Source organism: Enterococcus sp. AAFC-DPL-6103 (genome assembly GCF_058216595.1).
The window spans coordinates 85,609-111,212 of sequence record NZ_JBZADC010000002.1; the positions used below are offsets into that span (position 1 = coordinate 85,609).

A 25,604-nucleotide genomic window follows, 5' to 3' on the forward strand; every position below is an offset into this window, starting at 1 on the left:
GGAACATATAGATGAAAAAAACAGTAGATGGCGCTTTATTTGTACATTTAGGAAAAGATACAACCGTTGAATTTGATACCAATAATAACGAGAACTTACTTACTCTTCGTCTTAAACCGAACAAATTGGGCGAATTTATTGGAAATGGTGTTATAACGGAACAAAATATATTTGATAGAGAATATATCGGTATTATCAGTAGAACGAATGGAAAAACCTATGTACGAATTGATCGGGATCAAACGCTAAAATATGAAGCAAATAAGCGACCGTTCAATAATCAAGGGTTTCTATTCTTCATTGATCAAGAAAAAACAGCAAGAAAAGATCAGATTTTTAATTTGTTTACAAAAGGCAAAAAAAACGTGGTTAAGTAAGCATGAGAAAAATTAAAGAAAAAGCATTCTGGAAAGTAAGTTTTTTGATTGAGCAATTAAAAACACAAGAGAAGTTTTTCAAGTCAGGTATAGAGATAATCATTGGTCTTTTGATTGCTGTTACAGGAATTACGGTTATCGCTCTAAGTAACAGTCATCATTACTCTGAGATATCTATAACACCAACAAAATTTTTCAATATGTTAGATACGGATAACGGAAAGATTAATCAGGAAATGACATTAATTATTTATCACACTGACTGTCCTGCTTGTCAAAAATTAGAAAATAAGATTGTGCGCGGAGTAATACAGAAAGAGAATGAGGATAGTAGGCGAGAATATGTTGCTGTGGATGTAAAAGCGATGACAGGAGAGCAACTAAAATCTGTAAAAGAAAAATTTCCTGATTTACTGGTGGATGGGAATAAAATCTCTACTCCAACTGTAACAAATATTGAAATAGAGCCAGATGGCCACATCCAAGTGATTGATAAAAATACAAATGGTGATATGAGTAAAATACTAAAAATATTGAATAGTACAAGATAAAACTTAATTAATGTGGAGCAGCAGATACAGTTGTTGTTGCCACAAATACATACTTAAAAAAGAGGAGGCAAGGTATGGATAAAATAAACTATCATAAAATGATTTCTAAAATTAAGTATTTAATTTCAATACTCTTAACACTTCTGGTGGTAATCATAGTTATTACTCTATTGACTACAGTAATTTATTTCTCAGGAAAAGTTGATATGTCGATTAGATTCATAGAATCATTCGAAAATATGGTTCTTTTGATCCTATTGGTGATGGCCATTGTATTTAATTGTTATTTACTTATTCGACTGAGAAAGAGAAAACAATTTGATAATAAAGAAATACTAACTATCCTATCCATATTTAATTGTGTGCTGATTCTTACGTCTTCTGTACCTCTTTTTGTAATTAGAAGAGGATCAAATGTTAAATCAGTAGAAGCAGTTGTAAAAAATACGTATGCTTTTTATGGTTTCCTCGCTTTATTAAGTTTTATAGGTATTACTATTACTATCTATTTACTAAGAAGAAAAATTCTTAAAAATAATTGGTGGCTATTTTTAATCTCTCTCCCCTATGCAGTGAGTGGATGGAGTTTTGTGGAAGACTATCAATTATTTAGGAGCTTAGTAACAAGTAATGATTTTGATTATGAGAAAATATCGGAAATGTTGAATTCTAATGTCAATATGAATGTATTACTGCTAAATCAAGATTGGTATAAAGGTATTGCGTTTATTTTTGAAGTATCAATTTTAATGTTAGGAGTGATAGTAATTGAAACTACTTGGAAAAAGACAGAAAAGATCCGAGCCTAAAAGAGTTGAGCGAAGAAAAAAGAAAAAATTAGGTTTGAACAAATACAAAAATCCATCAGATGTTAAATTGTTCTATAGAATGCCCCTGTTTTTAATTCTAGGAGCGTTGTTTATATTTTTAGGTATAACTATAGGTCAGAGCAACATATCGGCTTACAAGCGAGAGATACTGACACATTCGATGGACAAAGGTGAGGAACTGAAAATCAGAGAAGGGAATTCTGAAGGGGAATTGACGCTGGGAAATACTTTGCTTAGTCAGGATGGGAAAACATTAGTAGCAGAAATTCAATATGACTCAAGTGCACATCAACAGCTATCCTCATTCGGTAATAACTACAATCTATATTTGATTGATACAGAAAAATACTTGATGGAAGATGTTACAGTATCTTATGGAATGTTTGAAACTGACGGCTCAGGAATTTTAACTTTACACAGTGACAAGGGTTTTGAGGATAAGGCGTTTATGGTTTTCATTCTTGATAAAGGTCAATTGGTTTCATCATCAGACTTAATGACATCTACGTATTTAACAGATGGTGAAATTGATCGCTCTTTAGCAGCACAGTTAGCGCAATTAGATAAAGTGACCGAAGAAAAAGCGACAACAAATGAAAAAGAAACATTACCACCAACATACATTGTTAGACTTAATGCTTTCAGTGCGGAAAGAGCATTACGTAACTGGAACGATGATGGAGAAATGTTAGAAGATTTGATTATTGATAAAAATTTACAAAAATTAAATAAAGAAAAAAAGAAATTAGTTGAAAAACAAGCAACTGGAGAACATACACTTGAAGAAATGGAAAAACGGCTAAAAGAAAACCCAAAAGACGAAACAGCTAAAAGTTCTATTACAGACTTAAACAATTCATTAAAAAAAATAGAGAGTGAAATAAGTAAAATCGAAAATAAAATAGCGGAATTAAACAGAAGCTATATTTCATCTGATAGCTTAGAGCCGAAGCAAACTAAGTTTGAAAAATTTACTGTGTTAGATTTAGATCGAGTCAAATAGGAGGAAGAAAATGGAATCAGAAGAATTAAAAGAAATTATCATTCAATTCATGAAGGACAATCCTGAAGAAACCGATGAAAATATCTATAGAGTAGTGAGAAGCGCTCGTAAACAAGCGGTTGTTGAAGCATTACCAAAGTATAAGCCAATTGAAGTAGATGATCGTATTGAGCTTTTAGATGAGTTTACAGAAGAATTTGAAACAATTGAGTTTGAAGCGCTCATCGATGAGGCAACGATTTAAAAGTAGTGTGATAGATTATTGATCGTAAGTATAAAAAAATAACCATCTAATCCACTTTGGCGAGTAATTAGATGGCTACAATATCAAACTAAGAAAGCTACCTGCTTTTGAGGTTTCACTGAGGGCTATGCGTGATGCCCAGCCTTTTGATTATGCTTAATTTCATCGACTTCTTTATACAACGCTTTTGTTAATACAGATGAAAAGTTAATTCCTAATGATTCTGCTTCAGCTGCTAAATCTTTCGGTATATTCGTATTTTTTTTAACTTTTTGAACAACTTTAGTTACACCTTTGGCATATTCATCTAAATCCACCGAAACATATTGAATAATAGCGTTCGGAAATTCTTTTTGTATATCTTCAAAATTAGATGATTTAGGTAATTTATCTTGTTCACGATCATATAGGTTTAGACCTAATGACTCCCAAGCGTTATAAGTGGCTTCTTTCAATCCAACACCATACGTATCAGCAGAGGGAACATCTGGAAAGTGGACGTTAATGTAGTTTTCATATCCTTCTGCGGCTTCATATTCAAATACTGCGGGATATACGATAGCTTCTTTTGACATATTAATTCACCCTCTCTTTTTTTACAGATGAGGCTTTTAAAGCCCCATCTGACGCCTGATAGATTTATAAGTGCTTGGTGGAATAATATCTTTCATTCCGTGATATGCGATTGTCACATAATGGTCGTTACCATCTGTGTAACGATGGTGTGAGCCTTTAGTTCTGTTGTCGATCTCATAAAAAACATTTTCCTTTAACTCTTTCAGGACTTGTTTCACGTAGATAGCTGACATAACACGTCTCCCTTCTACTTAACTATAGTATACGCCTGTATGCGTACACTTTCAATACTTATACGCATAAAAGCGCACATTTTTTAATAAAGGAGCAAATATTTGAAATGCCAAAAAAATAAAACTATGTTTACCTGAGAACCTAGTAGAAAAATACAACGGTTCGTTAAGTGAGCTTGTAATGGGAGCAAATACGCTTATCGGAAATAAGAATCAGTTGGAAATACTAGAAGTATCAATGATGAATCCAGACATGCCGAACTGCATGATTTTAGGAGAGCAAGGGGTGGGGAAAACAGCTTTGGTTGAGCAATTTTTATACGGACGATACATCTCTGCTAGACCGATGTTGATTATTTCTTTATCCATTGAAGCGCTCGGAGAACTTCCTGAAAATATTATGGTTAGCCGAATGCGGACCTTGTTACATGATATGAAAAAAATTAAAGAAGAAACAATAAAAGAAAATGAGATCAAGGACGTTGATTTGTGTCCATTTATTGATGAGGTTCACAAGTTGAATCGCTACGGTTCCTCAAATGGATCATCTGGTGCAATGAATGCTTTGAAAGAAAGTACAGCAAGAGGAGATTTCCCTTTGATTGTTGCTACAACTGATTATGAGTATAGAAAGCATATTGCGCCTGACTTAGCGGTTGATCGTCGATTTACAAAAGTCATTCTTTCAGAACCAAATAAACGAGCAGTCAAAAAGATTTTAAAAAGGCGAATTGAACTTTGGAAAAAGCTTGGAACATTTACGGAAGATGTGAGTACTACCTTTATTGATGAATTAGTTGATCTAACAGATACGTTTATTAGAAATCAAGTGAATCCAGCAAAGTCTTTATCTGTATTAGCTTCCTCTGTAGCATATGCACAAAACCAAAAGATTAAATATAAAAAGAAACAAACTTATGAAGGATAATCCAGATGAAACAGATGAAACAGATGAAACTATTTATAAAATAGTAAGGAGTGCTCGGAAACAAGTAGTTGTTGAGACGCTACCCAAATACACGCCAATAGAAGTAGATGATCGAGTGGAACTTTTAGAAGAATTCGAAGAAGAAATTGCCGAAATTGAGTTTGAAGAGTTTATGGATGAAGCAACGATTTGAACTCCGTACGACTAAATTCACAAGTGTTCTTGGGTGTTTTATAAAGTGAGTATATTTTTTTGACAGGCGAAACCTAACCTTTATGTCTAAATAATCTCTATGATATACTACCTAAGTAGTCTTAGTTATGACGGTAGCTACTCAGGGGGTGGTGCTTATGAGCATTTTCCTACTTCGTAGAAGGGAGTAGCATTTTTGTCTGTTGCTGAAGCAATTGGATTGATGATTCAATTGGGGTCGTTAATCATTGCATTAGTTGGCGTAATGTTAACTATAAGTAAAAACAACAAAAAATAAACCCGTCAAACTGGCTAAAGTTTATGACGGGTTTATTAAACACAAATAAATTTTGCTGCCGTTTAAGGCTACAAAGGGAAGTCATGTTAGCGCATGGCTTCTTTTTTCTTGCATGTAGTATAGCACAAGAACACTAGAATATTCAAATAGCTTGCAGTAAGCATCTGAAAAGGATATGCCATAATGTCCTAGTCTTACAAATTCAATGATTTAGTATTATGGTATAATTTAAGAGGTAGAAAAGTGAAAAGATGGTGGCTAATCTCTTGAAAAAGGGGTGATGCCTATGGTTCATAGCTTTATCCCTAGAAGGGAGTAGGCACGTGTCAACTTTTGAAGCAATTCAACTGATGATTGCTTTTGCGACGTTAGTCTTGCTGATTATTGACCATAAAGACCAAAAAAAATAACCATCTAACACTTTGACCGGTTATAGATGGTTAAAACACTATTTATTACAGTCACCGTCTTTTTAACGGTTCTACTGGAGGGCTATGTTGATTGCATAGCTCTCTTTCTTTTGAATTAGTATAGCACAAGAACACTAAAACATTCAAATAGCTTGCAGTAAGAATTTGAAAAGATTATGCCATAATGCCTAGTCTTACAAATTCAATGGATAGTATTATGGTATAGTTTAAGAGTAGAAAAGTGAAAAGATGGTGGCTAATCTCTTGAAAAAAGGGGTGATGCCTATGGTTCATAGCTTTATCCCTAAAAGGGAGTAGGCACGTGTCAACTTTTGAAGCAATTCAACTGATGATCGCTTTTGCGACGTTAGTTTTGCTGATTATTGACCATAAAGACCAAAAAAAATAACCATCTAATTACTTTGGCAGGGAATTAGATGGTTCAAAACATTTATTCAAAAGCCACCGTCTTTTTAACGGTTCTACTGGAGGGCTATGTGATCGCATAGCTCTCTTTCTTTTGATTTAGTATAGCACAAGAATACTAGAATATTCAAATAGCTTGCAGTAAGCATCTGAAAAGGATATGCCATAATGTCCTAGTCTTACAAATTCAATGATTTAGTATTATGGTATAATTTAAGAGTAGAAAAGTGAAAAGATGGTGGCTAATCTCTTGAAAAAGGGGTGATGCCTATGGTTCATAGCTTTATCCCTAGAAGGGAGTAGGCACGTGTCAACTTTTGAAGCAATTCAACTGATGATCGCTTTTGCGACATTAGTCTTGCTGATTATTGACCATAAAGACCAAAAAAAGTAACCATCTTCTAACTTTGGCGAGTTAAGATGGTTACAATATACACTTAATGATGCTACCGTCTTTTTAACGGTTCTACTGGAGGGCTATGTTGATCGCATAGCTCTCTTTCTTTTGATTTAGTATAGCACAAGAACACTAAAACATTCAAATAGCTTGCAGTAAGAATTTGAAAAGATTATGCCATAATGCCTAGTCTTACAAATTCAATGATTTAGTATTATGGTATGATTTAAGAGTAGAAAAGTGAAAAGATGGTGGCTAATCTCTTGAAAAAAGGGGTGATGCCTATGGTTCATAGCTTTATCCCTAGAAGGGAGTAGGCACGTGTCAACTTTTGAAGCAATTCAACTGATGATCGCTTTTGCGACGTTAGTCTTGCTGATTATTGACCATAAAGACCAAAAAAAATAACCATCTAACACTTTGACAGAGGATAGATGGTTTGAAAAAAACAATTAATAACTGTCACCGTCTTTTTAACGGTTCTACATAGGGGCTATGTGATCGCATAGCTCCTTTTTGCTACTTTAAGTATAGCACAAGAACACTAAAACATTCAAATAGCTTGTAGTAAGCATCTGAAAGGAGAGATTTTTTAAGTGCCTAGTATATTAGAACTATATATCCCAGAAAATATAGCTGAAAAGTATCAAGGTTCACTCAGTGAGTTACAAAGGGGAGAGAACACGCTTGTAGGAAATCAAGTTCAGTTAGAAATGTTAGAAGTATCGATGATGAATCCTGACATGCCAAACTGCATGATTTTAGGAGAACAAGGTGTTGGTAAAACAGCGCTAGTTGAACAGTTTCTATATGAACGACATATTTCGGATAGACCAATGTTGATTGTCTCATTATCTATTGAAGCCTTGGGGGAGTTACCAGAGAATATCATGGTTAGTAGAATGCGCACACTGTTGCATGATATGAAAAAAATTAAAGAGGAAACAATCAAAAAAAATACTATTAAGAATTTTGACTTATGTTTGTTCATAGACGAGGTTCATAAGTTAAATCGTTACGGATTTTCTAATGGCTCATCGGGTGCAATGAATGCTCTAAAAGAAAGCACAGCAAGAGGAGAGTTTCCTTTAATCGTCGCTACAACGGACTATGAGTATCGAAAACATATCGCACCTGATTTAGCGTTTGATCGTCGATTTACAAAAGTCATTCTTTCAGAGCCGAATAAACGATCAGTTAAAAAGATTTTAAAAAGACGGATTGAAATTTGGCAAAATCGAGGAATAATTACTGAAGCTGTCGAAGGTACGTTTATCGATGAGTTAGTTGATCTATCAGATGCGTTCATTCGAAATCAAGTGAATCCAGCAAAATCTTTATCTATTCTTGCTTCATCTGTAGCTTATGTACAAAACCAAAAAATTAAATATCAAAAAGAACAAACCTTAGACCATGAAGTTCTAAGGTTTGTTTTTATGTCTGAAGGCTACAATATTGAATCAGAAGTTAGTGCAAACGAAGTAGAAAAGGTCATTGAAGCACGTATACGAGGTCAACCGATTGCACGGATGTATTTGAAAGATTTAGTCAATTCATTTTTCTATACAAAGAGAAACTTTAAAAGACCATTGATTCTTGCTTTACTGATAGGCACAACAGGAACAGGTAAGACGGAAACAGCCAAGGCTTTAGCTACTGCTCTTTTTGGTAAAGAGGATGCGATGATTACGTTAAATGGGGGAGATTATTCTAATCCAGAAGATGTCATGTTAGCACAGAACTTTATCGGAGATAGCGTTGCTGTAAATAAGCAACAGGTTATTTTGCTAGATGAGATAGAGAAGTCTCATCCCAATGTATTAAATGGGTATCTACGAATGATTGATGAAGGAATTGTGCGAGATAGTCTAGGGATTGAGCGATCGATCAATAATACTGCCTTGATTGCAACGTCTAATTTAGGTGCTAGAACATTTTCAGATTTAGCAGAAACAATGAAAATTAATACGATTGAAAATCCTAATGAAATTAGTGAGAAACTCTTATTTGAGTGGTATAAACAGGAAACTGCTGTAAGAGAATCACTGCAAAATGGAGATGAGGGAAGAAATAACGGAATTAGACCTGAGTTCTTAGAGCGGTTCCAGTTGTTTGTTCCTTATTTTCCGTTACCTAGGCAAATCATTGCGGAAATTGCTCGGAAAAAGCTGGAGCAATTTCGTGACGAGATGAAATCAATTGGATATCTTATTCAATTGCCTAAAGTAAATCCCAAGGAATTTTGGAAAGAAAAAGAGGTCAATTACGAAAATGTAGATAGCGTGAGTGTGATGATCGCTGAGGACATCATTAACCGAAAGGGTTCCACAACAGGTGCACGTGCAATTAACCGATTCATTGATAATTCAGTGAAAATCAAAGTAGCCAATGCAATTGCAGAACGAGAAAGTATGGGATTGTCATTGGACGGAGTGTTTAAAATTAAGACCAACGGAAATGCTAGTTTTGAGAGCCAAAGTAGGGAAAGACCAGATGTAACAGTAGAGTTTATAGGAAGGAGGGCAGAACGATGATCCGAATGTTTATGAACAAAATATTTATATTTTTATCTATCATTCGATCGCTTGGGAGAGAGATAGGCAGAAAAGTAAAACGAATCATTCTAACTCTTGTAAAAAGCAAACTTGTAGTATTACTTGCGATTATTTGCTTTTGGACTGTTGGATCAAAGGTAAATACGGTAGAAGCTTACTCTTTTGGAGCGGTCTATCAACACTATCTTTTGGGATCACAAACGAAAGAGTTAGTTGAGGGGAACTCAGGGTCTAAAGTTCCACTTTTAGGAAGTGTTGGGTCTGGTGGCGCATCTGGAGAGTTTTCTTATGACGATATTATTAATTCAGCAGATGAAGAAAATAAAGAGAGAGCAAAAGAATTCGTTTCTGTGATGGCCACTTATTCAACGTTTAATTATTTTTCAAACAAAGTAGAAGGTTTTTCAAGCATCATCCCATTTTTTATTCGAGCAATTTTAGGGCTGATATTGTTACCACTTGCGCTTTTAATGGACATACTGACAATGATTATCCCAACGATGGTGGGGTTGATTGCAAAGCTAAATGTTATCAAGTTATTAGCTACAAGTATCGAAGGGAGTCACTATACTTCTGATTTAAGTAATATGTTAGGGATCACTCCACAAAAGATTACAAAATTTGCGACTGCTTTAATGTCCTTTGCTATTGCGATGATCATTTTGACAATTATTCGTATTTTTAAAACAGATACCTCAATTGATCAAAGACAAGTTAGCAAATTAAAAGGGAGACTGATTACATTAATCTGTTTTCCTCTTGTGTTGGGAATTGGGGCTGATTTTTTAACAAAAACCATGGATTTTAGTAGTTCTCTATCTGCAAGTTCGGATGAATTTAGCCGATATCTGATAGATGATCGTTCCTGGGCATATAATTTTAATTTTGCCCCGAATGGAAATGATTCAGATAACGGAAAAATAGCCCCAAGTTCAGATGGTTCGTATGTTGATCTAAACTTTAATCCTTATAAGAAAAACTCTAGAGCAAGGATCAACAAAATCAATTACTATAGCTCAATATTAAATAATGAGAATAGTAATATTTTTTCAAATAGTGCGCTTGTACTGGCTTATATGTCTAGCGCTACGTTTTCAGCAACAGATTATCTAAATTATAAGGGAACAGAAGCCTCAACTAAAATATACGGTTCGAATGATACAAAGGTAAAAACAATTGGGAGTTACTACAATTATGCTAATACATTAGGCGATAGCTTGATTGATATTAAAAATTCATACAAGCCTTCAGGAAAACCAAGGACAGATAATTCTAACAATATGCAAGAAGGTGGATACGCACAAGCAATCGATGATTATCGCACTAAAAAAGAAGATGCCTATACTTTAAAAGTAAGTCCACAAATAGCCTGGAGAGACCGCTACATCTACGGTGGAAAAACTTCTGGTGAAAACATGGATAAGTATTACAGTGTAGCGCCTAGTTTGGAACAAATAGAAAATGACATAGGATCAAACGGTTCAAATCAGTATGGAATCACAACTCAGTCGATGTTTCTAATGTTATCCACTATTTTTAGCGAAACAGGTGGGAAATACCATATGGATACACCAACAAGAGGCGCCTATGATAAAATCCCCTCGTTTGATAGTAATCGTAGTAGCTATTATGTAGTATCGATGCTAGGAACTCCATTTTTTACAATGTTTGCTTTAGTCGCTCTGCCATTAATTCGTTTAGTGGTTCTATTGGCTGTTTTAACAGCTGTTCTATCACTTGGAATCATTGACATGAATATAAGACCTTTTATGGCGTATTTGAAAGGACTAACAACAGGATCAATCGAATATTGCCAAGCACTGATCATTTATGTAATCGGGATAGGTGCCACCATTGCAATGCTAATGATCGTACCAGAATTGTTGATTTTACTGATCTCTGGAGTTGGTGAATTAGTTACATTACCTGCAAAATTTACAGATTTTACGACTATCTCACCACAAGCATCTCTTGCATTAGAAGGAGTTAAACATATTATCTCCTGTTTTGTCGCGATGATCTTTGGGTTCTTATATATAAAATCGCCAAGTTTTAGAAAGAAACTCATCGATGCCTTTGCAATGCCTTGGTCATATGCTTGTGCCGCTGGGGACCGATTGGAAATACAAGCTTCAGGTGGTTTAGGTAGACGATCGAAGTCAGAAAGAGACCGGATGAGATCCAAGAATAAGTTAAATAGTGTTTTAGAGGGAGCCAACCATAGTAATGAATCAGTTTTTGGAGCAATTGACCGTTGGAAAAATGATACAGTTAAAGGAATAAAAAATGACTTACCGTTCTTTAATACATCAACCGACGAGGTTCGAGATTCTATACCAGAATTAACAAAAGATGAATCAAATAGTAGTACAACAAATCCGACAAAAACATCAGAAGAACTTGCTAGAGTAGGTAAAACTGAGCGTATGATCAATACGCTAAAAGAAATGGAAACCAATCAGCAAACTCCAGATGTTGCTAAAGCAGATATTCTGGAAGCTGAAAAATCAATTAAAGATTTTTATAATGATCCTACTCCAGAAAATCTTGATAAAGCTTACAGAGACTTAGATATTTTGGAAAATAGTTTGGATCAAGAAGATGATGAAGACTTATCAAATCTCCAAAATATTAACGAAGTTCGAGAGGAATTAACTGATCTAGCGAAAAACTATTCAATCGAATCTGGCGATGCGATACTTGAGACTATAGTTAATCCAATAGAAGATGTCGAGAATATGGTAACTTCTGTTCATAATGATCAGGTAATAGAAAATAATAAATTAGGCAAATCAGATAGAGAAAATGTAGAACCTTCCATTACCCCAATCGTGAACACAGATGGAAAAGTAGAAGAAATCAGCTCATCAAATTCAAGCGGTGAAGACGTAAGTTCTACAGATAAGCAGCAAAATGAAAATGAAATTCAATCGATTACTAAAGAGCATATAATTTCTGACTTGAAGACGGTAAATGAAATTTCTCAAGAAAATAAGGAACCAACACACAGTGAAGTAAATAATATTGTATCGACAGGTACAGATGTTCAAAATAAAGAAACATTACTTTCTTCAAAAACTGTTGATCACACTGTTGATCACACTATTGTTAACGAATCAAATGTACACAATGAAACCAATAGTCAGACACATTCTGAAAAAGAAAATAGGCAGACTGAAAACATTTCTAACGAAACAAACCATTCAGTAAGTCAACAGAACATCGAAAGTATTAGTGATCACCATTCTAAAAATGAAATGACTGAAATCAAACAAATTGAGAAAAGTTTAGGATCACTAAGTAGAGATGAACACTTCTCAAAAGTTTTAGCAGAATTAGAACAAGAACAGACAACTTCAGACTTTAAACAAAGCATTGAGAAAATGCGCTATTCATTTAAGCAACTTTCGAATGAAGAGATTCAAGCTGTTGATAAAGAAGAATTCCAAGCTGCGTTAACCAAGATGTTGAATAAAAAGAATAAAAGGAAAAGAAAGAAAAAAAAATATTAGTTATTAAAATGAATAGACATTTAATAAATTGTTCGATACACTTTTTATAACAATAAAAATAAGTGGAGAATAATATGAAAATAAAAAAAATTGGTTTACTAGTGGGTCTTTCATTATTAACAATGGGTTTAGTAGCCTGTGGAAATAACGAAGATAGTGTAGCTTCTGCCAAACAAAAAAATATACAGAAAAAAGTCACATATGACAATCAAGAGAACGTGGATGGTGTCATTGAGGCTTTGAACAGTGTAAATCCGAAATTTAAAGCTTCGTCAGATTCTTGGGATGATGGTGGAGAATGTTGGGTTATTTATACTAGCTATAGCCTATTTTATTATGATGATAACCAATCGTTAACAGATTATGGCTACGATGATCCTGAAAAAGGAACATCCATTGTCGCTTTTGCTGTTAATAATGGTTTAAATGATGCACAAACAACTGCAATTGCCCATCTTAGCTCTGGATATGATGAAAATGGTATAAGTAGTGAAGAAATATGGAAAAACTATCCAAATGATGCAGACAACATCTCACCCTATCAAGGAGCAGATGTTGATTATGTAACTATTTCAGATTTAAAAACAGAACCTTCTGGAGAAGAGCCGAATAAGTTGCAAATTACTGGAAAGGTAACTTATCATTTGCATCTCTTAGATGGAACAGAAGTGGATCACGAATTTAAAACAAGTGCAACGCCAGATAGTAAAACAGGTCCTATCGATGAGAAATTTGTTGAAGATGCTTTGCATCCAGACAAAATGAATGAAGATTTGCCCGTAGATAGAAGTGGCTACAATCCGATAAAAGTCAAAGAAATCAATAATGGAGAATAAATGTCGGATAGAGTACTAATTAAATAATAAGTTGAGTCGCAAAGTAAATCATTCGATTACTTTGCGACTTTTCATTTAAAAAAAATCGAAAGTAGGAATTATGATGAATGAAACAATTTTAGAACTAGGTAGATTTGCAATTGGATTATTACTGACATTTGGAGGGGTATACCTTGTGTACACTGGAATTAAATCAGTGATTAAGGGGTTAGGTAGTGATCCGCAGGACTGGAAAAAGGCTATCATTGGTATAGCGATTGCTTTAATTGGAGGCATGATGTTACTTTTAACTGCTGCTGGAGTAATTAATTACTTCAAGACAAACGGACAAACCATCCCACATTAAAAATAAGGATGAAAAAAGAGCTTGCTAATGACACTTAGCAAGCTCTTTTGATTTGTATTATAAATATCGAATAGCGCAAAATGCGCTTAAAATTCGATTTACCGCATTTTGCGCTATTTTTGAGTATTTATCAGTAAATATAAATAAAACGTAGTAGAGAAGCATTGAGATCCTAAATAGATGGAATAAAAACCTTTTAAGAAATTGGAGAGTGAACAAATTGAAAAGAAGAATTATTAAAACAATCGAAATGAAAGATACAAATAATGAAGCATTGATGCAAGTGATCAATGAGCTAGAAGAAGAGGGTATACAGATAATTAAATCTGAGGGACGTTCATTTTTTCCTATTGAAAGTCCTACTGAAGCAGGCGCATTTGTAGAATCTATTGAGGATACCGCATTTGAATTAGGATTAGATCACTCCAAAGGTATTTTAGTCTATTGTGATACTGAGCATTCCCAATTCATCCAGTCACGAAAAATCATGAAATTATATGGGGAAATGGAAGAAATATCAGATAGTGAATCAGGAATATCGATTGCAAATATTCCTGATCTGATTGAACTTATCCAAGAAAAAAAGAGTGAGGTAGAAGAAGAAATAGAACAGCTTTTTCCAGAAGAGGTAAATGATCCAACTAATGATGAAATTACCGATGATGTAGATGGATTTGATCAAGATTTTGATGCAATCTTTGATGAAATTTTAAAAGAAGAAGAGTCATCAGAATTGAAAGATAATCGCGATGTAAATGTTGAAGAGAACAGTTATGCTGTTGAAAATAAAGATATAGCAGAGTCTGATCTTAATGATAATAAAAAAAGTGAAGTAACTCCTGTAGAATTCAGAAAAGAAATAGCAACTGACGATTATCTTTTGGAAAAAGCTAAAATCATATTTGAATCAGAAGCGCCCTTAATGCTACCGCAGTTTGATGAACTAACAAACAAAGATATGCAAGAACAATTCATCTCTGCGCAAGCTGAAATTGAAAAGGCACGTGTGAAGAGTATCAATACCATTTATCAACGTCTAAAAGAAGACACAAATGAATCGATGCAGACTATTGAAACACATTTACTGATAGATGCTAGAAAAAACCATACTCGTACACTAGAAGTTATCAATGAAAATTTTAAAGCAGATGCGGAGAAAGTCATTAAAGATAGCAGCATAGAATATAAAAAAGAAAGAGAACAATTCATAAAAGCTCAGATTCCAGCATTAAAAAAACAATATGATGCGTTGAACTTCCAAAATAATGAGGCTGTGATCGATAATCTCTTAACAGAATTAAACAATCAAAAGGTAGAACAGATCAATGAAGAAAATAAAAAATACCAGGACTATTTGAATGAAATATTCGATGAAGGACAGGAAAAAATGCTTGGTGCTTTAGAAATCAACGATGTCCTTAGTGAATATAATGAAATAGCCGAAGAGCAGTTAAATCAATTAAAAACCTATGCAAAAGGATTAAAAGGACAAATTGGTGACACAATTACAAAACTACTGAAAGAACGCAAAAGCTATAAAGAACAATTTGAGTCCATTAGAAGTGAAAAAGAACATTTAGAAAATAAGCTGATCAGTCAAAGCGAAATGTCCGAAAAACAATCGCAAGAAAAAGTAAAAGCAGCCTTGAAACAAAAAGAAGAAGCTGAAAATCAAGCAAATAAAAAACTGGCACAAGCAGAAGCTGAATCAAATGAAATGCTGCTGAAGATCAAAGAACTTGAGAAAGCTTTAGATGCTAGGAAAGAAGCAGCAACTCAAAATACTGTCGTAAAAGAAAAGTTGATTCCTGTTAACAATTACACTTTACCTACTGAAAATTTTCATCAAGAAGAAGTAGGGAAAGCAGATAAAGTAAGTTATTTGAAGAAAGTTGTGTTCCCATATGTCCTGGGAACATGTGCAGTTGCATCGATGATTGTTGGTGCTATGACGCTTAATGGAATTAAGACTGAAATGAGTGAAGGCAACGACTTGCAGCGAACGTTATTTATCTCGCAGCTAGAATCAAATGAAGAGTACAGTAAGGCCGCAAATGCGATGAAACAATTCGGCTATAGTTCAGATGATATTGCTAATATGTACTTGGATAATAATGATTTTAATTCGGCAGTTGAAGAAGATTCAGATATTTTGCCTGATGTATTACATGTGATTGGTGAAACTAGTGACAATAAAAAAGATGATCTAAATGTGTTAAAGAAAATCGATAATCTTTCGGAATCCCAAATCGCAAGTATTGATACGAGAATTGCTCTTCTTGATAAGAATTTAAGTGATCTCGAAGTTGCATCGATGAAGATTGAAAATGATCAAGAAACAATAAATCTTGCTGTTTCTTATCTTATTCAAGAAAAAGACTTCAGCGAAGCAGAAACCTTGTTAAAAGATCATCCGAATAAAAAGTTAAGTAAAGAGTTATCTGAAGCAAAAGACAAGGAGCAACAAATTGAAAAAGATGCTTTAGTTAAAAGTATTTCAGAGAATGAAGATCAAATTTCAGACATAAATAAGAAAAACGAGGAATTAAATAAACAAATTGAGACATTGAAGAGTGGGAATGATAAGGATAAGGATAAAAAAGTGAAAGACAAAGAAAAAGAAATAGAAAACAATAAAGTTAAAAAAGAAGAAATGAACAAAAAATTGGAAGAAGAAAAAGTGAAGTTAGAAAAGATGGATTAAAGATGAAGAATATTACTTTAATGAATGAGAGACACCCACTAATGAAGATTTTTGTGGGTGTTTTTGTCATGAATAAGGATGTGTAAAAGAATGTCAATAGAATACAAAAGATACTCAGGTAATCGTTTCAGTTTAAGATCAAAAACAAATCATATAATCAAACGAATTGATTTTATTTCCAACCGTTTGGGCGCTTTAGGGGAATTATTAGTTACAACAATGGAGAGTTTATTAATTACGCTATTTCCAATGGCATTTGGTCTGTACTTAGTATTTCATTATGCTTGGGCTGAACACGGTAAGCTAATAAAGCCTAATTTAATACCGATAGCACTGATTATTCTAGGTACAGTTTTAGTTTGTTTGAATACTTTAATGGTTAATCCGTCTTTTGGATCACAGTTTTTGGTGAGTATAAAATTTTTGAGTAAAAAAATAAGTACTAGAAATGAAAGGAAAGGTTGGATTAAGTTTTTCCCATACCGGATGTATAAAGATATCAATGATAAGAGTGTATTAGAAACAAGGTATAAGGGAAGAAAAAAATTAATAGTGATGTATCAGGTACGAGGCTCAGTAAGTAATATTAATTTTGAAAGTGACTTAGAATACCTTGCAAAAAGAAATAGTCAACTATTGAGAAATATGGAAAGAAACACTGTAATAACCACTATAAACTCTATTCAATCAACAAAAATCGAGTTAAAGAAATTGCCAGATAATGCGACACCAGCAATGATAAGAAAGAGGAATTTAAATCACAAAATCACGTCAAATCTTAGACATAATCAACAGATAGATACAAAAGTTGTGATTTCAGCGCCAGATGAAGATGTATTAAGAGCAAGGATAGAATCTATTGAGACAGCATTTCGGCAAGGTCTAGTAATTGGATATCATCGAATAAAAGGAGAAAATCTAAAAAAAAGTTTTTATGAAATATACGGGGAGATGAAATAAATGTCACGTTTAAAGAAAAAAAGTAAGAAATCTGTTCATAAAAAAAGTGCGATAAAACAGACAGTTGGATTCAAAGGAGAGTCAGGTTTTACGTATCCTTTTGGCTATAAGGAAGACGATGCTTATCTTTTTGTAGGAAAGAAAACGGTCATTTCTGTATTCGATGTTTTATTTCACTACGGAACGAATAATCCAGCGGCAATCGGTTGGCTTTTACGTGTCATACCTAAAGAAAACATCGAAAATGGCGATGTCCAATTTGTCCAAAGACAAAAGGGGATGGACGTGCAAACAGAAGCTAATATTCTTGATAAGCATTTGAACTCCAACATTGCGACTATAGGATCAACGAAAATAAGGAGTGAAAAAGCTAGAGCGCAAGCATCAATGAAAATTCACGACATGAGATTAGCTGGTGAGTTAGCTGGAGTGGAGGACTCAATTGTAGATAGCGATATCCGTATGATTGTAAAAGCTAAAACTCCTGAAGCAGTAGAAAGTATTATCGAAGAGTTACAAAATGTATATAAAAATTATGATGTGAAAGGTATTAAGTTTATTCGACAAACAGGAAATCAATTATCAGAATTGAAAAACTTGTTTACTGAAGTATCTTCTGATCCTTGGCATAGCTCAGATATGACTACCACGGCAGCAGGTAAATTATTTTTTCCTTCAAGTGGTTTTTCAGATCCAATGGGAAGCTATATAGGGACAGACCTAAGTGCCTTAATCTCTAACAACCCATCAGTTGTGGATTTTACTGGAATAAATAATGCAGTTATCTTTATGGGTGGGATTAACATAAGAGCATCTGTAGGGGGATTGGAGGGAGCTGGTATGATCAAAAATGGTGGTAGTGCTGTAGGCCATGCAATCTCTGAAGCAAACTATTTATCTGGAAAAAGAATTCATCATATTGTGTTGAATAAATTTGATTATAGAGCAGAAGATAGCCTTATTTTTGACATGACAAAAGAAGCAATCAATCCTCTTGAAGTTTTTGGAACACCAGAAACCGTACAGCAAGATGCAAATGCAAATTTTAGTAAGGCTACAACAATGATGTTGATGCCAGCAAACACTATTAGTCCAGAAAAGTATGCAAAACTCGAAGCTGATCTGAAATCCATACTGATTGATTGGATGATCTACACAGCTAATAATAACGGAATGTATACCGCAAATCCTGAAGATGAACCCACACGAGCAAGACGTATTTTAGCAACCTCTAACCATGAAAACTATCCAACTCCACGTGAGTTTGTGGCGGCACTGAATTCCTATGAAAGCAAAAGTTCAAATAGAGGTGAATTAGCTTGGGAGAATGCAAGTTACTTAGCTCAAATCATAAAAAATACATTTACGGAATATCCTAATGTTTTCCATAAAAAGACGACTTTACCTGATATTTTCACCTCGAATGATAGGAATATATATTACGACATATCAGGATATATTGAAGACAAAAAGATTGCTGGAGCTGTATTTTTGAATGTGTTAGCTTATGTGACTAACCGAGCGCTAGAAGGTGAACAAATCGTCATACATGGCTTAGATTCAATAGATGTTCCAATAGATATTTTACTGCCATATCGTGAGCGGATCGAGCGAAAAAACATTGGGTTGATCACTATATTTGAAAAGTCAGAAAATGCAGTTAATCCAAGCACCTATTCAAAATTTGTGGGGCGCTTATCTAGACAAGATATGGTTGTGTTGGGTGGAATTACTGAAGATGAACTGAAGTATATCAATCAGTCATGGCAGAAGAATCTGTCTCCAATCATTACAAACTACTTGTTACAAGCAAATAATGGGGCCCTTTATTTTTATCGAAAAAAAGATAGGGTCAGCGCTTTAGTTGATACTCACTTAATTCTTTAAATTATAAAACATAGGAGGGAGCTAATAAATATTTGGAGTAGGAGAGTAATATGATAGAAATTAATAATAAAAGTAAATTATGCTTCCTGATAGTAATGTTGGCAATTCTATCAGGTAGCTTTTTTTGTACTTCAGGTAATGTGGTGTACGCGAATTTTGAAGGATTTAAACCAACCTCTTGTATAACAACGATTGATGATTCAGAAACCAGCAGTCAAGATAATGAATCATCTAATAATGGAGAGTCTGGGCCCTGGGACACTGAAAGAACAACAGCATACACTAATGCGCTCAATATTTGGAATTATTGGAAAGACAAAGGATTTAGTGGTGCAGCTATCAGCGGTATTTTAGGAAATATTGCTCATGAGGGTGGTTTTGAGATTCCAGATCGAGCGGAAGGTCATTTTGGAAATGATTCCAAAACAAACGGAATTGCATATGGAAATATTCCCGCAGTCGGTTCAGGTTATCCAACAGGATCATCTGGAAAAGCTGAAGGAGGAGGAGGACACTATCAATTTACTCCATACTCTAAGTTTGCCCCATTAAATGATAAAAAGTGGTTAGATTCATCAGCACAAAGTGATTATGTTTGGACTTCTGAAGTAAAAAATGCAACGTGGTTAAATTCATATCTTAAATTAGATTCAGTAGATGAAGCGGTAGATAAGTGGTTTTCTTATTACGAGCGAGGTGCTTCTTTAGATAGCTCGAAAATTACCTCAGGAAAGAAAGCCTATCAAGTTTTTGGTGGTGCAGATATCAAAGGGGACAGTGAATTAGCCAATGTCAATAATGATGCTGAAAAAAATTCAAATGAAATTTCAGATGATGAAGAAGGAAGCCTCTTTAATTGTGGGACAACTGGAAAAAATTCTAGTCAAAGTGCTTCAGGCGGAGAAATTGAACAGGTTGCAAAAGATCTGTTAGGGTATTTTACCTACTCACAAGTGCATGGTGAGAAATATATTGGTTCTGTAGATGCGCCTAGCAAGAACGGAGTTACCGATTGTTCAGGCTTTGTTTGGTTAGTTTTAGCAAAAGCTGGATACAAAACACCAGCTGATATGCAGTGGTATACACAATCAATGGAAAATGATGCTAAAGGTGAAGGACAATATCTTGAAGAAGTGACGGCTAAAGAAGCAAAAGCAGGAGATATAGTTATTGTCAATACAGGTAATGGAGCAGGAAGCAATGGACACACGGCAATTCTATTAGAAGATTGGAAAAATGGTGAAACAGATTCGACAAACACTACAAAGATTATTCAGATGGGCGGCATTTCTTCAGCTATTGGAGTTAATGAAAGCACATTTGGACAATCTTTTTTATCTTTAGTAAATGGAACTCATGGTAGCCATACCATAGTATTTGCTAGAGCAGTCAAGTAAACGAAGAGATAATAGAACAATTGACTGTATAAAATGAAGGAGCTAAAGAAGATGCAGCTAAAGAAGATATTTACTATAGAAAATGTACTATTGTTGATTTTGATAGTATTAGCAGCTACAACAACGGTCATGTTTATCAAGATGAAAATAAATAATGAAGCAGTTGTTAGTTCAATAGAAAAAGAAATCGTTTCTCTAAATAAAGAGAAAGAAAACTATGAAACACTGAAAATTGAGTATAACCCAGAAACAGTGAACGATCAGATAGAAGAAGATAATATTGATATCACTGTTAGCTTTACTAAACTCGAAAATCGAATCAATGAAGCATTAAATGTAGTTTACAATCAAACAAAAACGGATACAGACTACGACCGGTTAGAAGGAGAAATACAGAGTAAATTAGGAGAAGAATTTACAGAAAAAATTTTAGATTTAGCAAAACCGACCATCAATCAATCTGGAGAAAAATTAAATCAATTTGATTCTTTAGATCATTTAGAAATTAAATTTGGGGAGTATAACATAAATACACATGAAGTAGCATGTTTAGTTTTTGTGGAATATAGTTCGCCCACAATTAAAACTAGTGAAGAAGAAAGGGCTAAAGACGCAAAGGATTTAGTCGTTCATGGTACAGACGCTTTTACTCTTTTATTTAATTTAGAAACAGAAGAAGTAAGCTTAACAAATTATCAAAATTTTATTAAAAGCGAGGATACAACAGATGAGTAAATCCACTGTATTAAGGGTCATGGTAGGTTGTTTTCTTTTAGGGATTATTGGTTTTGAAGTTTATCAAATAACTAAATCTGTACACGAAGTACAGATACTAGAAAATGATAAAGAAAACGCTAATAAAGAAGCTGTAGCCGCAAAAGAATCGTATGAAACATATAAAGAAGAGCTCTTACAAAAAATCTATGAGAGGCAAGAGGAAGAAGAAAGAGAAAATAGTTCAGAAATAGTTATGAAAATTGTAAATTATAATAATAGTTATCAAAAAGCTGATACTTTATCTGAAGAGTTTTTCAGTACATTTTTTAATTGGGATAACTCTGAGGAATATCATGATAGAGTAACTAAATTATCAGATATAATTGCTACTGAAGTAAAAGATGACGAAAAGATATTTGATAAAGGTATCGATTCTACAGGAGGAGACTATATAAAGACTTCAGGATTAAAGGCGTTTTTTGAAGGCGCAACTGTTTATGTATCTTCAACTAATGGAAATACTTATTTACCAGTCTTAGTGGAAGTCGTGTATAGAAGTTGGTATGGAGATGATGAAGATAAGACTATTTCGATTCATTATTATGATGTAACTATTGATCAAAAAAATGAACTTATTACGGAAATAAATAGAGTATTTTAACAAAGTGGAATAAGAAATTATTCCACTTTTATTGTTTAAGGAGGATGGAAAGCTTGGTAGAAGTATTACTCAAACTATTTACTGTCAGCGTCGTTATTCTGATTTCTCAGACGAGTTACAATGCTATAGTTTATCGTCAGGCAGGGTATATTAGATGGATTAAATTTACTTTAATTTTAATTGCTACGACAGGGGTAGGTTATTTATTAGTAATGCAGATAGATGAAATAAATAAAATCCCCTATTTAGGTAGGGGTATATTGGTTATTGATTCAATATTTTATGCATTTTATCAATATTTACCTAAAAAATTTATTTTTTATTGGTTAGTTGTTCCTTTCATCATTATTTGCTTATTTTTTGCGGTACTAACGATTGTTAAATCAATTGAGATAAGAAAAAACTTTATATTGTGGGAAAAAAGGAATAAGAAGATAGTAGATAATGAAATACAATTAAACCAATCGAAAAAAGAAAATGATTCAATTCAAGAAATTCAAAACACAGAAATTCAAGATGCAGTTATTGATGATGATAATGTTCAGGAAATTATCGAAACTGCTCATTTCTTAGCAGAAGAAACAACTAGGATAAAATACGATTCGATATTAGGATTAAGAAAAGTTTTTGAGAAATCAAAACAAAAGGGATTACAACTGGATGAAACAGAAGAAGGATATGTAGCTATCTATTCAAATAGAGATGGTTACATATCCTTAAAACATTTATTAGAGAGCAATGGATTATCTTCTGGCGATTTAGTAGCACAACCATCAATTGTATTATTCAATAAAAAAACGATAAATCAGAAGACAATAAAAGAAGCTTTAGAGATTTTGAATAGGGGGGAACGTCTTGGATAAAAAATTTATTTTTGACCTTGTTTTAGAGTGGATTTTACCGATGTCATTGTTTTTCGGACTTTATTTAGGATTCGTTAAGTATTTATATTCAACATACGAAAAACTGGATGTTGATAGAATTTGGAAAAACTTAGTAAAAGCGGGCATAATCATTGGTATTATAACGATTGTGTGGATTGTTTTAGTCGATTCTACTATCCTTCAGATAACAGCAAATTTTTTAGGTATAAGTGCAAATTGGCTTTCAAAAACAACTGTCTTTCAGTATCTTGCTAGCAAAGGTACTGGAGGATTTAAGATTGTATTTAATTTCTTGTTTTATTGGCTTCCTTTTTACTTTAGAGCAATGGTTATTGTATGGATCACTTCAACATTAATACTTATCCAAAGTTTGATTTGGAGAATACAATTTACTCGATGTGTAAGTATTATTTTAAGTACGATTTTTTTATCACCATATTTGACTGCTAAGTACTTGGTTGGTTATCAAACACCGTTCTTTGATTTTGTTTATTCAAGACTATTTTTAGCAAAATTAAAGGAAAATATTAACGATAGTTGGTTTGATGCTTTACAGGGAGTAGATCAAAGCGGTAATAAATTTGACAGTGGGACTGGTGGATCAGTTCAGACACAACGAATTAAAGCAGCAACTATTGCTTTAAGACGGACTAAGTCAACTATAAAAACTGCTAGTGGTGTACGTAGAGCCAAGCTGGTTACTAAAAAATCTAGGGAAACTGATACAGATTTATTGATTGAAAAAACACTAAAAGGCTTTGGAGATAGAGTCACAGCTTCAAATATTCGATTCCAAGAAAATCCAGTTTTTAATGGCGAACAAGGAGGATATGTTTTTGATAGTGATGTTGCATATAGTTCCGCTGATATATTAGGCTCGTGGGGAGCTATATTTGCTAACCCCTTATCGAAGGATAATAAAATTAAAAATGGGGGAGATGGCTTCCTTTGGACCATGTCTAAAAACTATAAGGAAATGCTTGAATATTTAAAACATTGCACGCCTTCTGCTATTTACGAAAGTATTATTGCCAAGCAAAAAAGATTATATTCCCCAGATAAAACCTTAGAAAAAGCAAAATATATTGTACAAGGTAATATTGATTTATCTGTTATTCCAGAGCCTACTGATCCAGAAACAGGGAATAGTGTTGAGATGCAGATAGAAATTGCTCAGAAGGTTGCAAAAGATAGGATCGAAGATGTTTCAAATGCACTTAATGCGTTTAAACTTAGTGGGACTTTTGATAGGGTGTTGGTAGGTGGAAATACAGCCATTTATCAATATACGTTACCGCGATCAACCACTTTACCTACTGATTTATCAAAAGTAGAAAAGGGGATTGCTCAGTTGTTGAAAACGAAAGATATACCAATGGTTGAAGTTCGTGCAGGAATACTCTCAGTTTCAATGGTTAATGGAGTTAAAATTCCTGTTGATTTTAGAAAAATGATTGCAAATCGTGAGAAAGGTTTAAGATCTATTATTTCAGGGGTTGCAGGAGTGGATGCAATGGGAAATGATATTGTTGTTGAATTAGGAGATACGACACCGCATTGTATGCTTTTTGGGGCAACTGGTAAAGGAAAAACAGTAACAATTATGAATATATTGTTTTCTGTCATGGACGCTGTGGATCCTTCCATGTTAAAAATCGTAACAATTGATGGTAAGGGGAACTCTTTTGAATTTCTGCGTAGTGACAACAAGGGGAGTGAGAACTACCATCCTAACCCGTTCATGTATGCACAGCCAGCAGATGGAAGTGGTGATATTGATTATGCGAGAGCTTTGCTTAAACATATCGAAAAAGAATGTAGAAGACGTATTGAGCTATTTAAAGTTCGTGGCGCATCAAAACTGGCAGTATTTAATGAAAAATTCCCAGATGAATTTCTATATGAGATTTTAGTTGTAGTTGATGAATTTTCAGCTCTAACCGACTTAGATGCTCTGTTAAGCAGCGATGAATATGCTATAAAGTCAATTGTTGAAACTTTGGAATACCTAGCTAAAATGGGACGGTCTGCAGGAATTCACTTACTACCAGCCAACCAAACTGCTCGAAAGGAAAAAGTGCCAGGACGGATTACTGCAAATATTTCTGGGCGTGTGACTTTGGCAGTGAATGAACCTCAAGAGAGTTATATTGCTTTACCTGATAGTGGAATTGCAGTTCACAATATCAGTCAGGCTGGGGAGTTTTATAGCATGATGAATGGAATAAGAAGTATTGAGCACGGAAATAGTCCATATCTAGCAGATGAAACAATGAATGCTATAAATGATAGTTTAGAGGCAAAATTCGGTCATCATGATTATGTGATAACTCGCGAAGAGGTATTGCGTGAAATGGAAGAATATTTTGAAGAAGAAGGTAGCTTGTCTTATGATATCCCAAGCATATTGCCGACGTTGGAAACTAGCATAGACGAGTTGGTTTTCTTAATAAATGAATTTCCAGAGTGGGCAGCTGCTAACAAAGAAAGTGTCATTTTCAAAAATAATATTTTCTTAGACAAAGAAAAATGTATCAACTGGAAAGAAAACAAACGTGACTTAGAAGTAGCTTTAAGCAGAAGTTATCAAAGAGAAGTTTTATAAGAACGCGTGGCAGAGCTATAAAATTTAAAGAACGAAAAAAGCCAGAGCATATGCTCTGGCCATTCTCAAATCACC

General features: G+C 34.0%; 25 protein-coding genes and 1 pseudogene. 24 read left to right on the top strand and 2 right to left on the bottom strand.

The features are described from left to right. Positions 1-11 precede the first annotated feature (11 nt). The 5 genes from AC4BC3_RS13080 to AC4BC3_RS13100 all read left to right on the top strand — a co-directional run bounded on the left by AC4BC3_RS13080 (position 12) and on the right by AC4BC3_RS13100 (position 3,005). Positions 12-377 (top strand): hypothetical protein, encoded by a 366-nt coding sequence (locus tag AC4BC3_RS13080; protein ID WP_490467390.1) that lies wholly within the window; start codon positions 12-14, stop codon positions 375-377. A 2-nt stretch (positions 378-379) separates the two neighbouring features. Then, complete coding sequence (locus AC4BC3_RS13085) at positions 380-928, top strand: hypothetical protein (RefSeq protein ID WP_490467391.1); 549 nt, start codon at positions 380-382, stop codon at positions 926-928. Between the two features lie 74 nt (positions 929-1,002). After that, complete coding sequence (locus tag AC4BC3_RS13090) at positions 1,003-1,737, top strand: hypothetical protein (RefSeq protein ID WP_490467392.1); 735 nt, start codon at positions 1,003-1,005, stop codon at positions 1,735-1,737. Beyond that, positions 1,697-2,761 (top strand): hypothetical protein, encoded by a 1,065-nt coding sequence (locus tag AC4BC3_RS13095; RefSeq protein WP_490467393.1) that lies wholly within the window; start codon positions 1,697-1,699, stop codon positions 2,759-2,761. Before AC4BC3_RS13090 ends, AC4BC3_RS13095 begins: the two co-directional genes overlap by 41 nt. Before the next feature lie 10 nt (positions 2,762-2,771). Continuing rightward, a complete protein-coding gene (locus tag AC4BC3_RS13100) occupies positions 2,772-3,005 on the top strand; it encodes a hypothetical protein (protein WP_490467394.1) in 234 nt (77 codons plus the stop codon). 125 nt (positions 3,006-3,130) lie between these two features. Here AC4BC3_RS13100 and AC4BC3_RS13105 read toward each other — a convergent pair whose 3' ends face one another. Both AC4BC3_RS13105 and AC4BC3_RS13110 read right to left on the bottom strand, forming a co-directional pair. Next, the gene (locus AC4BC3_RS13105; RefSeq protein WP_490467395.1) at positions 3,131-3,580 is read right to left on the bottom strand and encodes a type II toxin-antitoxin system CcdA family antitoxin; all 450 of its coding nucleotides are present in this window, start codon (positions 3,578-3,580) and stop codon (positions 3,131-3,133) included. Positions 3,581-3,616: 36 nt separating this feature from the next. Beyond that, positions 3,617-3,814: a type II toxin-antitoxin system HicA family toxin gene (locus AC4BC3_RS13110; protein ID WP_490467396.1), complete on the bottom strand. Its 198-nt coding sequence runs from the start codon at positions 3,812-3,814 to the stop codon at positions 3,617-3,619. A 181-nt stretch (positions 3,815-3,995) separates the two neighbouring features. Here AC4BC3_RS13110 and AC4BC3_RS13115 point away from each other — a divergent pair, with 181 nt between their 5' ends. From AC4BC3_RS13115 to AC4BC3_RS13205, 19 genes and pseudogenes are all read left to right on the top strand, one after another. Beyond that, positions 3,996-4,742 carry an AAA family ATPase gene (locus AC4BC3_RS13115; RefSeq protein WP_490467397.1) on the top strand — a complete coding sequence of 249 codons (747 nt, stop codon included), beginning with the start codon at positions 3,996-3,998 and terminating at the stop codon, positions 4,740-4,742. Then, complete coding sequence (locus tag AC4BC3_RS13120) at positions 4,732-4,935, top strand: hypothetical protein (RefSeq protein WP_490467398.1); 204 nt, start codon at positions 4,732-4,734, stop codon at positions 4,933-4,935. Before AC4BC3_RS13115 ends, AC4BC3_RS13120 begins: the two co-directional genes overlap by 11 nt. A gap of 162 nt (positions 4,936-5,097) precedes the next feature. Next, a pseudogene (locus AC4BC3_RS13125) lies at positions 5,098-5,232 on the top strand (putative holin-like toxin); the annotation flags it as partial. A gap of 323 nt (positions 5,233-5,555) precedes the next feature. Beyond that, positions 5,556-5,642 carry a putative holin-like toxin gene (locus tag AC4BC3_RS13130; protein WP_219842351.1) on the top strand — a complete coding sequence of 29 codons (87 nt, stop codon included), beginning with the start codon at positions 5,556-5,558 and terminating at the stop codon, positions 5,640-5,642. 322 nt (positions 5,643-5,964) lie between these two features. Next, a complete protein-coding gene (locus AC4BC3_RS13135) occupies positions 5,965-6,051 on the top strand; it encodes a putative holin-like toxin (protein ID WP_219842351.1) in 87 nt (28 codons plus the stop codon). A gap of 324 nt (positions 6,052-6,375) precedes the next feature. Next, positions 6,376-6,462, top strand: coding sequence for a putative holin-like toxin (locus AC4BC3_RS13140; protein ID WP_219842351.1), 87 nt, complete (start codon positions 6,376-6,378; stop codon positions 6,460-6,462). A 324-nt stretch (positions 6,463-6,786) separates the two neighbouring features. After that, on the top strand, positions 6,787-6,873 hold the full coding sequence (locus AC4BC3_RS13145) for a putative holin-like toxin (RefSeq protein ID WP_219842351.1): 87 nt from the start codon (positions 6,787-6,789) through the stop codon (positions 6,871-6,873). 188 nt (positions 6,874-7,061) lie between these two features. Continuing rightward, positions 7,062-8,999: an AAA family ATPase gene (locus tag AC4BC3_RS13150; protein WP_490467399.1), complete on the top strand. Its 1,938-nt coding sequence runs from the start codon at positions 7,062-7,064 to the stop codon at positions 8,997-8,999. After that, positions 8,996-12,532 carry a hypothetical protein gene (locus tag AC4BC3_RS13155; protein ID WP_490467400.1) on the top strand — a complete coding sequence of 1,179 codons (3,537 nt, stop codon included), beginning with the start codon at positions 8,996-8,998 and terminating at the stop codon, positions 12,530-12,532. Before AC4BC3_RS13150 ends, AC4BC3_RS13155 begins: the two co-directional genes overlap by 4 nt. Positions 12,533-12,606: 74 nt before the next feature. Further along, positions 12,607-13,368, top strand: coding sequence for a hypothetical protein (locus AC4BC3_RS13160; RefSeq protein ID WP_490467401.1), 762 nt, complete (start codon positions 12,607-12,609; stop codon positions 13,366-13,368). A 103-nt stretch (positions 13,369-13,471) separates the two neighbouring features. Further along, a complete protein-coding gene (locus tag AC4BC3_RS13165) occupies positions 13,472-13,714 on the top strand; it encodes a hypothetical protein (RefSeq protein ID WP_490467402.1) in 243 nt (80 codons plus the stop codon). 220 nt (positions 13,715-13,934) lie between these two features. Then, entirely contained in the window at positions 13,935-16,418 is a 2,484-nt protein-coding gene (locus AC4BC3_RS13170; RefSeq protein ID WP_490467403.1) for a GumC domain-containing protein, read from the top strand. 90 nt (positions 16,419-16,508) lie between these two features. Then, a complete protein-coding gene (locus tag AC4BC3_RS13175) occupies positions 16,509-17,378 on the top strand; it encodes a hypothetical protein (protein WP_490467404.1) in 870 nt (289 codons plus the stop codon). Further along, entirely contained in the window at positions 17,379-19,265 is a 1,887-nt protein-coding gene (locus AC4BC3_RS13180; RefSeq protein WP_490467405.1) for a hypothetical protein, read from the top strand. Between the two features lie 50 nt (positions 19,266-19,315). Continuing rightward, entirely contained in the window at positions 19,316-20,662 is a 1,347-nt protein-coding gene (locus tag AC4BC3_RS13185) for a phage tail tip lysozyme (RefSeq protein ID WP_490467406.1), read from the top strand. 51 nt (positions 20,663-20,713) lie between these two features. Then, positions 20,714-21,397 carry a hypothetical protein gene (locus AC4BC3_RS13190; RefSeq protein ID WP_490467407.1) on the top strand — a complete coding sequence of 228 codons (684 nt, stop codon included), beginning with the start codon at positions 20,714-20,716 and terminating at the stop codon, positions 21,395-21,397. Further along, entirely contained in the window at positions 21,390-22,040 is a 651-nt protein-coding gene (locus AC4BC3_RS13195; RefSeq protein ID WP_490467408.1) for a hypothetical protein, read from the top strand. Before AC4BC3_RS13190 ends, AC4BC3_RS13195 begins: the two co-directional genes overlap by 8 nt. Positions 22,041-22,093: 53 nt before the next feature. Continuing rightward, the gene (locus tag AC4BC3_RS13200) at positions 22,094-22,903 is read left to right on the top strand and encodes an EMC3/TMCO1 family protein (RefSeq protein WP_490467409.1); all 810 of its coding nucleotides are present in this window, start codon (positions 22,094-22,096) and stop codon (positions 22,901-22,903) included. Further along, positions 22,896-25,529, top strand: coding sequence for an FtsK/SpoIIIE domain-containing protein (locus AC4BC3_RS13205; protein ID WP_490467410.1), 2,634 nt, complete (start codon positions 22,896-22,898; stop codon positions 25,527-25,529). The genes AC4BC3_RS13200 and AC4BC3_RS13205 overlap by 8 nt, the downstream gene beginning before the upstream one ends. Positions 25,530-25,604 lie beyond the last annotated feature (75 nt).

Bases quoted from the DNA above. Each gene is read 5' to 3' on its own strand.
- AC4BC3_RS13080 (WP_490467390.1), top strand. From the start codon at position 12: ATGAAAAAAACAGTAGATGGCGCTTTATTTGTACATTTAGGAAAAGAT.
- AC4BC3_RS13085 (WP_490467391.1), top strand. From the start codon at position 380: ATGAGAAAAATTAAAGAAAAAGCATTCTGGAAAGTAAGTTTTTTGATT.
- AC4BC3_RS13090 (WP_490467392.1), top strand. From the start codon at position 1,003: ATGGATAAAATAAACTATCATAAAATGATTTCTAAAATTAAGTATTTA.
- AC4BC3_RS13100 (WP_490467394.1), top strand. From the start codon at position 2,772: ATGGAATCAGAAGAATTAAAAGAAATTATCATTCAATTCATGAAGGAC.
- AC4BC3_RS13105 (WP_490467395.1), bottom strand. From the start codon at position 3,580: ATGTCAAAAGAAGCTATCGTATATCCCGCAGTATTTGAATATGAAGCC.
- AC4BC3_RS13110 (WP_490467396.1), bottom strand. From the start codon at position 3,814: ATGTCAGCTATCTACGTGAAACAAGTCCTGAAAGAGTTAAAGGAAAAT.
- AC4BC3_RS13115 (WP_490467397.1), top strand. From the start codon at position 3,996: ATGGGAGCAAATACGCTTATCGGAAATAAGAATCAGTTGGAAATACTA.
- AC4BC3_RS13120 (WP_490467398.1), top strand. From the start codon at position 4,732: ATGAAGGATAATCCAGATGAAACAGATGAAACAGATGAAACTATTTAT.
- AC4BC3_RS13155 (WP_490467400.1), top strand. From the start codon at position 8,996: ATGATCCGAATGTTTATGAACAAAATATTTATATTTTTATCTATCATT.
- AC4BC3_RS13160 (WP_490467401.1), top strand. From the start codon at position 12,607: ATGAAAATAAAAAAAATTGGTTTACTAGTGGGTCTTTCATTATTAACA.
- AC4BC3_RS13165 (WP_490467402.1), top strand. From the start codon at position 13,472: ATGAATGAAACAATTTTAGAACTAGGTAGATTTGCAATTGGATTATTA.
- AC4BC3_RS13175 (WP_490467404.1), top strand. From the start codon at position 16,509: ATGTCAATAGAATACAAAAGATACTCAGGTAATCGTTTCAGTTTAAGA.
- AC4BC3_RS13180 (WP_490467405.1), top strand. From the start codon at position 17,379: ATGTCACGTTTAAAGAAAAAAAGTAAGAAATCTGTTCATAAAAAAAGT.
- AC4BC3_RS13185 (WP_490467406.1), top strand. From the start codon at position 19,316: ATGATAGAAATTAATAATAAAAGTAAATTATGCTTCCTGATAGTAATG.
- AC4BC3_RS13190 (WP_490467407.1), top strand. From the start codon at position 20,714: ATGCAGCTAAAGAAGATATTTACTATAGAAAATGTACTATTGTTGATT.
- AC4BC3_RS13195 (WP_490467408.1), top strand. From the start codon at position 21,390: ATGAGTAAATCCACTGTATTAAGGGTCATGGTAGGTTGTTTTCTTTTA.